Source organism: Pseudomonas sp. LD120 (assembly GCF_009861525.1).
Taxonomy (GTDB): domain Bacteria; phylum Pseudomonadota; class Gammaproteobacteria; order Pseudomonadales; family Pseudomonadaceae; genus Aquipseudomonas.
On record NZ_WVHL01000005.1, the window covers coordinates 1004541 to 1016035 of the forward strand.

Consider the following 11495-nt stretch of genomic DNA (forward strand, 5'->3'; position numbering starts at 1 on the left):
CAGACAAGCTTTGGTGTGACAAAAGCTTCAGCGGGCCTTCAGGGCGGGTTTTTCCGGCGCCGGATTTATGTCGTTTGGCAGGCTTTTTCCCTCCGGCAGCAGCAGGCACATGAGCAGTGCGGTGAGGCCGCCGCTGGTGATCGCCGAGTCGAACAGGGTCTGCACCGCCTGGGGCAGCAGGTGCAGCAGGTTCGGTTGTGCGGCGATGCCCAGGCCGACGCCGAACGAGGTGGCGATGATCAACATGCTGCGCCGATCCAGGGGCGCCTGGGCGAGGATGCGCACCCCGGCGGCGGCGACGCTACCGAACATCACCAAGGTGGCGCCTCCCAGTACCGGTTTGGGAATCTGCTGCAGCAACGCGCCGATCAACGGGAACAGCCCCAGGCAGAACAGGATCAGGCCGATGTACAGGCCGACGAAGCGGCTGGCCACGCCGGTCAGCTGAATCACCCCGTTGTTCTGGGCGAAGGTGGTGTTGGGAAAGGCGCTGAAGGTGGCGGCGATCAGGCAACTGGCGCCATCCCCCAGGACCCCGCCCTTGAGCCGGTTTATATAAGAAGGACCACTGATGGGTTGGCGCGCGAGCATGCAATTGGCGGTGAGGTCACCGACGGTTTCCAGGGTGCTGATCAGGTAGATCAGCGCCACCGGAATAAACGCGCTCCAGTCGAAACTGAACCCGTACTTGAACGGTTGCGGCAGGCTGATCAACGGCAGGTCGGGCAAGGCTTGCGGCACCAGCTTACCGCTGAACCAGGCCACCAGGCTGCCTAGGGCCAGGCCGATGATGATGGCGCTGAGGCGAATCCACGGAGTGTTGCTGCGGTTGAGCACAATGATGGTCAGCAGCACCAGCAGGCCCAGCCCGAGATTGCCCGGCGCGCCGAAGTCCGGGGCGTTGACGCCGCCGCCCAGGTCGGTGATGCCGACCTTGATCAGGCTGATGCCGATCAGGGTAATGACGATGCCGGTGACCAGCGGGGTGATCACCCGCCGTAGTTGCCCGATAAAGCGGCTGAGGATGATCTGCACCAGGGCACCGAAGAAACACACCCCGAAGATCATCGCCAGGATGTCTTCCGGGCTACCGCCGCGTTGCTTGACCAGAAAACCCGCCGACAGCACTGCGCCGAGGAACGCAAAACTGGTGCCTTGCAGGCAGATCATGCCGGCGCCAATGCCCCAGGGACGGCGTGCCTGGATAAAGGTGCCGACCCCGGACACCATCAGCGCCATGCTGATCAGGTAGGGCAGGTGCGCTGTCAGTCCCAGGGCCGAACCGATGACCAGTGGCGGGGTGATGATGCCGACAAAGCTGGCCAGCACATGTTGTAGAGCCGCGAGCAGGGCGGCCATGGGTTGCGGACGGTCGTTGAGGCCATAGATCAGTTCATTGGGGCGGGAAGCTTCTGGCTGCATGGCGTGGAACTCGGGGCGTTGGATTCAAGGTGCCGAGGTCTTTGCAAAAAGCTGTCCAAGTGCTCAGGTTCTTGTGCCGGAGTATCTATTGTGGCCTTTAAATACCGGGGTTCTACAGGACTCATGGCGTATTCATCGAGTGGCCGCCAGGCTTTCCAGAAAGCTTTCCAGCACCAAATGAGGGCGCCGCCCCTTGCGCGTGACCGATGCCAGGCTCAGGTCATAGAAGCGGGATTTGGACTTGAGCGCACGCAGGCGACCCTGCTGCACCCAAAGGTTTGCGTAGTGGTCCGGCAGGTAGCCAATGTAGCGTCCGGTGAGAATCAGAAAGGCCATGCCCTCGCGGTCGGAGGCGCTGGCGGTGCAGTTCAGGGCTTGGTAATGGGCCTGGATCTCGGCGGGCAGGCGAAAGGTCGGAGCGATGGCGTCCTGGTTGTTGAGGCGTTGGTCGTCCAGTTGCTTGTCATCTACATAGAACAGTGGATGCCCCACGGCGCAGTACAGCAGCGAGCGTTCGTCATACAGCGGCTGATATTCCAGGCCGGAGAGAGGGCTGGCCTGAGGCACCACGCCGACATGCAGGCGACCGTCGAGCACCCCTTGTTCGACTTCGCTGGGGGCGATCATGCGGATCTGGATCTGTACGTCCGGGCCGCGTTCCTTCAATTGCGCCAGGGCGTGGGTAATGCGCATGTGGGGCAAGGTCACCAGGTTGTCGGTGAGGCCGATGATCAACTCGCCCCGCAGTTCGCGGTGCAGGCCGTTGACCTCAGTGCGAAAGCTCTCCAGGGCACTGAGCAGTTGCAGGGTCGACTGATAGACCTCGCGACCTTCTTCGGTCAGAGAGAAGCCGGCACGCCCACGTTGGCACAGGCGCAGGCCGATGCGTTGCTCCAGGTCGCTCATCTGCTGGCTGATGGCTGAGCGCCCAATGCCGAGCACCGTCTCCGCGGCGGAGAAACCGCCACACTCCACTACGCTGCGAAAGATCCGCAACAGGCGGATATCAAAGTCGCTGACTTGCGCCAGCGGGTCGGTTCGACGGTTGCTCATAGTTTAGTGATTGCCGGAATGAAGGTTATTAAAGTTGGATTTCAATGACTTTATAGCCGTGGCAACTTAGCCGCAACAACGCTTTTATTCCTACGCCGCTTCATTGCCTTGCGAGGTTTTGCTCATGAACATGCCGGAAACCGCGATCTCATCCTTGGCCAGTCAGCTCAAGCTCGACGCTCACTGGATGCCCTACACCGCCAACCGCAACTTCCAACGCGACCCGCGCCTGATCGTCGGCGCCGAAGGCAGTTGGCTGGTGGATGACAAGGGGCGCAAGATCTATGACTCGTTGTCGGGCCTGTGGACCTGTGGCGCTGGTCACTCGCGCAAGGAAATCCAGGAAGCGGTCGCCAAGCAACTGGGCACTCTGGACTACTCGCCAGGCTTCCAATACGGTCACCCGCTGTCGTTTCAACTGGCGGAGAAAATCACCGACCTGACCCCGGGCAACCTGAACCACGTGTTCTTCACCGATTCCGGTTCCGAATGCGCCGATACCGCGGTGAAGATGGTGCGCGCCTACTGGCGTCTCAAAGGCCAGGCGACCAAGACCAAGATGATCGGCCGTGCCCGTGGTTATCACGGGGTGAACATCGCCGGCACGAGCCTGGGCGGCGTCAATGGCAACCGTAAAATGTTCGGCCAGGCGATGATGGACGTTGATCATCTACCGCACACGCTGCTGGCCAGTAACGCCTTTTCCCGTGGCATGCCGGAGCAGGGCGGTGTTGCCCTGGCCGATGAACTGCTGAAACTGATCGAACTGCACGACGCGTCCAATATCGCCGCGGTCTTTGTCGAGCCCATGGCCGGCTCGGCAGGTGTGCTGGTGCCGCCACAGGGCTACCTCAAACGTCTGCGTGAAATCTGCGATCAGCACAGCATCCTGCTGGTGTTCGACGAAGTAATTACCGGTTTTGGTCGTACTGGTGCGATGTTCGGTGCCGACAGCTTTGGCGTGACTCCAGATCTGATGTGCGTGGCCAAGCAAGTCACCAACGGCGCCATCCCCATGGGCGCGGTGATTGCCAGCTCCGAGATCTATCAAACCTTCATGAATCAGGCGACGCCTGAATACGCGGTGGAATTCCCTCACGGCTACACCTACTCGGCGCACCCGGTGGCTTGTGCGGCGGGCCTGGCGGCACTGGATCTGCTGCAGAAGGAAAACCTGGTGCAGAGCGTGGCTGAAGTCGCTCCGCATTTTGAGAATGCGCTGCACGGTATCAAGGGCGCTAAGAACGTGATCGATATCCGTAACTTCGGCCTGGCGGGCGCGATCCAGATTGCCGCTCGTGATGGTGATGCAATCGTGCGTCCGTTCGAGGCGGGTATGGCCTTGTGGAAAGCCGGCTTCTATGTGCGCTTTGGCGGTGACACGCTGCAGTTTGGCCCAACCTTCAACAGCAAGCCGCAAGACCTTGATCGTCTGTTCGACGCGGTTGGTGAAGTGCTGAACAAGCTCGACTGATTCGATCCTTCCTATATAGAAGCAGGCGCGAAGTGGTTCGCGCCTGTGCCTTCCCTTTTTCAGGAGTCCCCGCATGAGTCTGATTCAACACCTGATCCACGGTGAGCTGGTAAGTGACAACGGTCGCAGCAGCGATGTCTTCAATCCGTCCACTGGTCAGGCCATTCATAAAGTGCCGCTGGCTAGCCAGGAAACCATTCAACGAGCCATCGACTCTGCCAAGTCGGCATTCCCCGCCTGGCGCAACACTCCACCGGCCAAGCGCGCCCAGGTGATGTACCGCTTCAAGCAGTTGCTGGAGCAGAACGAAGCACGCATTGCCCAGTTGATCAGTGAAGAGCACGGCAAGACGCTGGAAGATGCTGCCGGTGAATTGAAACGCGGTATTGAAAACGTCGAGTACGCCTGTGCGGCGCCAGAGATCCTCAAAGGTGAGTACAGCCGCAATGTCGGCCCGAACATTGATGCCTGGTCCGACTTCCAGCCACTGGGCGTGGTGGCCGGTATCACCCCGTTCAACTTCCCGGCCATGGTTCCGCTGTGGATGTACCCGCTGGCGATCGTTTGCGGTAACTGTTTCATCCTTAAGCCATCTGAGCGCGATCCAAGCTCCACCCTGCTGATCGCCGAACTGCTGCATGAAGCCGGTCTGCCCAAGGGCGTGTTGAACGTGGTGCATGGTGACAAGGCCGCGGTGGATGCGCTGATCGAGGCTCCGGAAGTCAAGGCGCTGAGTTTTGTCGGTTCGACGCCGATTGCCGAATACATCTATGCCGAAGGCACCAAGCGCGGTAAACGCGTCCAGGCACTGGGCGGCGCGAAGAACCACGCGGTGCTGATGCCTGATGCCGATCTGGATAATGCGGTCAACGCACTGATGGGCGCGGCCTATGGTTCCTGCGGCGAGCGCTGCATGGCTATTTCGGTCGCCGTGTGCGTCGGTGATCAAGTGGCTGATGCGCTGGTCTCCAAGTTGGTGCCGCAGATCAAAGCACTGAAAATCGGTGCGGGCACTTCCTGTGGTCTGGACATGGGCCCGCTGGTCACGGCTCAAGCACGGGATAAAGTCAGTGGCTATGTAGAAGACGGTGTCGCGGCCGGTGCGCAGTTGGTGGTGGATGGTCGCGGTTTGAGTGTGGTCGGTCACGAAGAGGGCTTCTTCCTCGGTGGTTGCCTGTTCGACCGTGTGACCCCACAGATGCGCATCTATAAAGAAGAGATCTTCGGTCCGGTGCTGTGTGTCGTGCGGGTTAACAGCCTGGAGGAGGCCATGCAACTGATCAATGATCACGAGTATGGCAACGGCACTTGCATCTTCACTCGTGACGGTGAAGCGGCGCGTTTGTTCTGCGATGAGATCGAAGTGGGCATGGTAGGTGTCAACGTACCGCTGCCTGTCCCCGTGGCTTACCACAGCTTTGGCGGCTGGAAGCGCTCGTTGTTTGGCGACTTGCATGCCTACGGTCCTGATGGCGTGCGTTTCTACACGCGTCGCAAGGCCATCACCCAGCGCTGGCCGCAACGTGCGAGCCATGAAGCCTCGCAGTTCGCCTTCCCTAGCTTGTAAGTAGAAAGGCGAAAGGCCGGTCCCTTGGGGCCGGCCTTTGCATTTATGGGCTTTTCTGTTCGATATGACAGATTTATGAAAATAAGTGTTGACGGCAGATTCTACAGGTCTATAATTCGCCCCACTTCCGGCGCAGTCGAAACGGAAAACTCCTTGAGATTCAACGAGTTACGCAGTTTTCGGCAGCGGTTACGCTTCAGATTATCGAAGCCAGAAGCAGTTAGTAAGGCAGTGTGTTTTCGCCTTGTTAACGATTCGATCCTCTCGGTCGAAAGCGGTTAAAAAGAGGTGTTGACAGCAGCGTGTAACGCTGTAGAATTCGCCTCCCGCTAACGAGAGATCGGAAGCGCAAGTGGTTGAAGTTAAAAAGGAAACTTTGAAAACTTCTTAAAAAAATCACTTGACAGCAAATGAGGCTGCTGTAGAATGCGCGCCTCGGTTGAGACGAAAGATCTTAACCAACCGCTCTTTAACAACTGAATCAAGCAATTCGTGTGGGTGCTTGTGGAGTCAGACTGATAGTCAAAAAGATTATCAGCATCACAAGTTACTCCGCGAGAAATCAAAGATGTAACCAACGATTGCTGAGCCAAGTTTAGGGTTTTCTCAAAACCCAAAGATGTTTGAACTGAAGAGTTTGATCATGGCTCAGATTGAACGCTGGCGGCAGGCCTAACACATGCAAGTCGAGCGGCAGCACGGGTACTTGTACCTGGTGGCGAGCGGCGGACGGGTGAGTAATGCCTAGGAATCTGCCTGGTAGTGGGGGATAACGTCCGGAAACGGGCGCTAATACCGCATACGTCCTACGGGAGAAAGTGGGGGATCTTCGGACCTCACGCTATCAGATGAGCCTAGGTCGGATTAGCTAGTTGGTGAGGTAATGGCTCACCAAGGCGACGATCCGTAACTGGTCTGAGAGGATGATCAGTCACACTGGAACTGAGACACGGTCCAGACTCCTACGGGAGGCAGCAGTGGGGAATATTGGACAATGGGCGAAAGCCTGATCCAGCCATGCCGCGTGTGTGAAGAAGGTCTTCGGATTGTAAAGCACTTTAAGTTGGGAGGAAGGGCAGTTACCTAATACGTAATTGTTTTGACGTTACCGACAGAATAAGCACCGGCTAACTCTGTGCCAGCAGCCGCGGTAATACAGAGGGTGCAAGCGTTAATCGGAATTACTGGGCGTAAAGCGCGCGTAGGTGGTTTGTTAAGTTGGATGTGAAAGCCCCGGGCTCAACCTGGGAACTGCATCCAAAACTGGCAAGCTAGAGTATGGTAGAGGGTGGTGGAATTTCCTGTGTAGCGGTGAAATGCGTAGATATAGGAAGGAACACCAGTGGCGAAGGCGACCACCTGGACTGATACTGACACTGAGGTGCGAAAGCGTGGGGAGCAAACAGGATTAGATACCCTGGTAGTCCACGCCGTAAACGATGTCAACTAGCCGTTGGGAGCCTTGAGCTCTTAGTGGCGCAGCTAACGCATTAAGTTGACCGCCTGGGGAGTACGGCCGCAAGGTTAAAACTCAAATGAATTGACGGGGGCCCGCACAAGCGGTGGAGCATGTGGTTTAATTCGAAGCAACGCGAAGAACCTTACCAGGCCTTGACATCCAATGAACTTTCTAGAGATAGATTGGTGCCTTCGGGAACATTGAGACAGGTGCTGCATGGCTGTCGTCAGCTCGTGTCGTGAGATGTTGGGTTAAGTCCCGTAACGAGCGCAACCCTTGTCCTTAGTTACCAGCACGTTATGGTGGGCACTCTAAGGAGACTGCCGGTGACAAACCGGAGGAAGGTGGGGATGACGTCAAGTCATCATGGCCCTTACGGCCTGGGCTACACACGTGCTACAATGGTCGGTACAGAGGGTTGCCAAGCCGCGAGGTGGAGCTAATCCCATAAAACCGATCGTAGTCCGGATCGCAGTCTGCAACTCGACTGCGTGAAGTCGGAATCGCTAGTAATCGCGAATCAGAATGTCGCGGTGAATACGTTCCCGGGCCTTGTACACACCGCCCGTCACACCATGGGAGTGGGTTGCACCAGAAGTAGCTAGTCTAACCTTCGGGAGGACGGTTACCACGGTGTGATTCATGACTGGGGTGAAGTCGTAACAAGGTAGCCGTAGGGGAACCTGCGGCTGGATCACCTCCTTAATCGACGACATCAGCTGCTTCATAAGCTCCCACACGAATTGCTTGATTCATTGAAGAAGACGATAGAAGCAGCTTTAAGCTCCAAGCTGATAGCTCCAAGCTAACAGTTACAAGCTCGAAATTGGGTCTGTAGCTCAGTTGGTTAGAGCGCACCCCTGATAAGGGTGAGGTCGGCAGTTCGAATCTGCCCAGACCCACCAATTTTGTTATGGGGCCATAGCTCAGCTGGGAGAGCGCCTGCCTTGCACGCAGGAGGTCAGCGGTTCGATCCCGCTTGGCTCCACCATAAACTGCTTCTGAAAGCTTAGAAATGAGCATTCACTTTGAATGTTGATTTCTAGTCTTTTGATTAGATCGTTCTTTAAAAATTTGGGTATGTGATAGAAAGATAGACTGAACGTTACTTTCACTGGTAGCGGATCAGGCTAAGGTAAAATTTGTGAGTTAAATTGCAAATTTTCGGCGAATGTCGTCTTCATAGTATAACCAGATTGCTTGGGGTTATATGGTCAAGTGAAGAAGCGCATACGGTGGATGCCTTGGCAGTCAGAGGCGATGAAAGACGTGGTAGCCTGCGATAAGCTTCGGGGAGTCGGCAAACAGACTTTGATCCGGAGATCTCTGAATGGGGGAACCCAGCCATCATAAGATGGTTATCTTGTACTGAATACATAGGTGCAAGAGGCGAACCAGGGGAACTGAAACATCTAAGTACCCTGAGGAAAAGAAATCAACCGAGATTCCCTTAGTAGTGGCGAGCGAACGGGGACTAGCCCTTAAGTGGCTTTGAGATTAGCGGAACGCTCTGGAAAGTGCGGCCATAGTGGGTGATAGCCCTGTACGCGAAAATCTCTTAGTCATGAAATCGAGTAGGACGGGGCACGAGAAACCTTGTCTGAATATGGGGGGACCATCCTCCAAGGCTAAATACTACTGACTGACCGATAGTGAACTAGTACCGTGAGGGAAAGGCGAAAAGAACCCCGGAGAGGGGAGTGAAATAGATCCTGAAACCGTATGCGTACAAGCAGTGGGAGCAGACTTTGTTCTGTGACTGCGTACCTTTTGTATAATGGGTCAGCGACTTATTTTCAGTGGCGAGCTTAACCGAATAGGGGAGGCGTAGCGAAAGCGAGTCTTAATAGGGCGTCTAGTCGCTGGGAATAGACCCGAAACCGGGCGATCTATCCATGGGCAGGTTGAAGGTTAGGTAACACTGACTGGAGGACCGAACCGACTACCGTTGAAAAGTTAGCGGATGACCTGTGGATCGGAGTGAAAGGCTAATCAAGCTCGGAGATAGCTGGTTCTCCTCGAAAGCTATTTAGGTAGCGCCTCATGTATCACTGTAGGGGGTAGAGCACTGTTTCGGCTAGGGGGTCATCCCGACTTACCAAACCGATGCAAACTCCGAATACCTACAAGTGCCGAGCATGGGAGACACACGGCGGGTGCTAACGTCCGTCGTGAAAAGGGAAACAACCCAGACCGTCAGCTAAGGTCCCAAAGTTATGGTTAAGTGGGAAACGATGTGGGAAGGCTTAGACAGCTAGGAGGTTGGCTTAGAAGCAGCCACCCTTTAAAGAAAGCGTAATAGCTCACTAGTCGAGTCGGCCTGCGCGGAAGATGTAACGGGGCTCAAACCATACACCGAAGCTACGGGTATCACGTAAGTGATGCGGTAGAGGAGCGTTCTGTAAGCCTGTGAAGGTGAGTTGAGAAGCTTGCTGGAGGTATCAGAAGTGCGAATGCTGACATGAGTAACGACAATGGGTGTGAAAAACACCCACGCCGAAAGACCAAGGTTTCCTGCGCAACGTTAATCGACGCAGGGTTAGTCGGTCCCTAAGGCGAGGCTGAAAAGCGTAGTCGATGGAAAACAGGTTAATATTCCTGTACTTCTAGTTATTGCGATGGAGGGACGGAGAAGGCTAGGCCAGCTTGGCGTTGGTTGTCCAAGTTTAAGGTGGTAGGCTGGAATCTTAGGTAAATCCGGGATTCTAAGGCCGAGAGCTGATGACGAGTTACCTTTTAGGTGACGAAGTGGTTGATGCCATGCTTCCAAGAAAAGCTTCTAAGCTTCAGATAACTAGGAACCGTACCCCAAACCGACACAGGTGGTTGGGTAGAGAATACCAAGGCGCTTGAGAGAACTCGGGTGAAGGAACTAGGCAAAATGGCACCGTAACTTCGGGAGAAGGTGCGCCGGTGAGGGTGAAGGACTTGCTCCGTAAGCTCATGCCGGTCGAAGATACCAGGCCGCTGCGACTGTTTATTAAAAACACAGCACTCTGCAAACACGAAAGTGGACGTATAGGGTGTGACGCCTGCCCGGTGCCGGAAGGTTAATTGATGGGGTTAGCTAACGCGAAGCTCTTGATCGAAGCCCCGGTAAACGGCGGCCGTAACTATAACGGTCCTAAGGTAGCGAAATTCCTTGTCGGGTAAGTTCCGACCTGCACGAATGGCGTAACGATGGCGGCGCTGTCTCCACCCGAGACTCAGTGAAATTGAAATCGCTGTGAAGATGCAGTGTATCCGCGGCTAGACGGAAAGACCCCGTGAACCTTTACTATAGCTTTGCACTGGACTTTGAATTTGCTTGTGTAGGATAGGTGGGAGGCTTTGAAGCGTGAACGCCAGTTTGCGTGGAGCCATCCTTGAAATACCACCCTGGCAACTTTGAGGTTCTAACTCAGGTCCGTTATCCGGATCGAGGACAGTGTATGGTGGGTAGTTTGACTGGGGCGGTCTCCTCCTAAAGAGTAACGGAGGAGTACGAAGGTGCGCTCAGACCGGTCGGAAATCGGTCGTAGAGTATAAAGGCAAAAGCGCGCTTGACTGCGAGACAGACACGTCGAGCAGGTACGAAAGTAGGTCTTAGTGATCCGGTGGTTCTGTATGGAAGGGCCATCGCTCAACGGATAAAAGGTACTCCGGGGATAACAGGCTGATACCGCCCAAGAGTTCATATCGACGGCGGTGTTTGGCACCTCGATGTCGGCTCATCACATCCTGGGGCTGAAGCCGGTCCCAAGGGTATGGCTGTTCGCCATTTAAAGTGGTACGCGAGCTGGGTTTAGAACGTCGTGAGACAGTTCGGTCCCTATCTGCCGTGGACGTTTGAGATTTGAGAGGGGCTGCTCCTAGTACGAGAGGACCGGAGTGGACGAACCTCTGGTGTTCCGGTTGTCACGCCAGTGGCATTGCCGGGTAGCTATGTTCGGAAAAGATAACCGCTGAAAGCATCTAAGCGGGAAACTTGCCTCAAGATGAGATCTCACTGGGATCTTGAATCCCCTAAAGGGCCGTCGAAGACTACGACGTTGATAGGTTGGGTGTGTAAGCGCTGTGAGGCGTTGAGCTAACCAATACTAATTGCCCGTGAGGCTTGACCATATAACACCCAAGCAATTTGCTTAAGAAGCGAGTTGCGGTGTGTGAAGACGAAACGAACCGAAAGTTTGCAAACACACAAAGCTATTACATACCCATTTGCTGGCACGTTGCACAGGCAACGGACTGGCTACAGAATTTCTTGACGACCATAGAGCGTTGGAACCACCTGATCCCATCCCGAACTCAGAAGTGAAACGATGCATCGCCGATGGTAGTGTGGGGTTTCCCCATGTGAGAGTAGGTCATCGTCAAGATTAAATTCCGAAACCCCAATTGCGAAAGCAGTTGGGGTTTTGTCTTTGTGGCGTGGAAAAATCCAAGAGCATTCATAGCCTTGGTTTCTTCGCTCCGGCTGCCAGCGCCCAGTGACAGTGCTAAGGTTGCGCCCTAGCTTTTTGCATTCTCCAAGGAAGCCT

4 protein-coding genes, 2 tRNA genes and 3 rRNA genes are annotated in these 11495 nt (G+C 55.4%); 7 read left to right on the forward strand and 2 right to left on the reverse strand.

The window, feature by feature from the left end; genetic code table 11:
- Positions 1 to 27: 27 nt before the first annotated feature.
- Both PLD_RS18870 and PLD_RS18875 read right to left on the reverse strand, forming a co-directional pair.
- On the reverse strand, positions 28 to 1422 hold the full coding sequence (locus tag PLD_RS18870; RefSeq protein ID WP_159895368.1) for a nucleobase:cation symporter-2 family protein: 1395 nt from the start codon (positions 1420 to 1422) through the stop codon (positions 28 to 30).
- Between the two features lie 132 nt (positions 1423 to 1554).
- A complete protein-coding gene (locus PLD_RS18875; RefSeq protein ID WP_159895370.1) occupies positions 1555 to 2475 on the reverse strand; it encodes a LysR family transcriptional regulator in 921 nt (306 codons plus the stop codon).
- Positions 2476 to 2599: 124 nt separating this feature from the next.
- On the opposite strand from PLD_RS18875, the gene PLD_RS18880 reads away from it, so the two are divergent.
- The 7 genes from PLD_RS18880 (at position 2600) to rrf (ending at position 11333) form a co-directional block, all read left to right on the forward strand.
- The gene (locus PLD_RS18880) at positions 2600 to 3949 is read left to right on the forward strand and encodes an aspartate aminotransferase family protein (protein WP_159895372.1); all 1350 of its coding nucleotides are present in this window, start codon (positions 2600 to 2602) and stop codon (positions 3947 to 3949) included.
- A 73-nt stretch (positions 3950 to 4022) separates the two neighbouring features.
- On the forward strand, positions 4023 to 5516 hold the full coding sequence (locus PLD_RS18885; RefSeq protein ID WP_159895374.1) for a CoA-acylating methylmalonate-semialdehyde dehydrogenase: 1494 nt from the start codon (positions 4023 to 4025) through the stop codon (positions 5514 to 5516).
- Positions 5517 to 6141: 625 nt separating this feature from the next.
- A 16S ribosomal RNA gene (locus PLD_RS18895) occupies positions 6142 to 7680 on the forward strand.
- Between the two features lie 123 nt (positions 7681 to 7803).
- Positions 7804 to 7880 (forward strand) — tRNA-Ile (locus PLD_RS18900).
- Between the two features lie 10 nt (positions 7881 to 7890).
- Positions 7891 to 7966, forward strand: a tRNA-Ala gene (locus PLD_RS18905).
- A 221-nt stretch (positions 7967 to 8187) separates the two neighbouring features.
- Positions 8188 to 11079 (forward strand): 23S ribosomal RNA (locus PLD_RS18910).
- Between the two features lie 138 nt (positions 11080 to 11217).
- Positions 11218 to 11333: ribosomal RNA gene (rrf, locus tag PLD_RS18915) — 5S ribosomal RNA — on the forward strand.
- Together the 16S, 23S and 5S rRNA genes with 2 tRNA genes alongside form the textbook arrangement of a ribosomal RNA operon.
- Positions 11334 to 11495 lie beyond the last annotated feature (162 nt).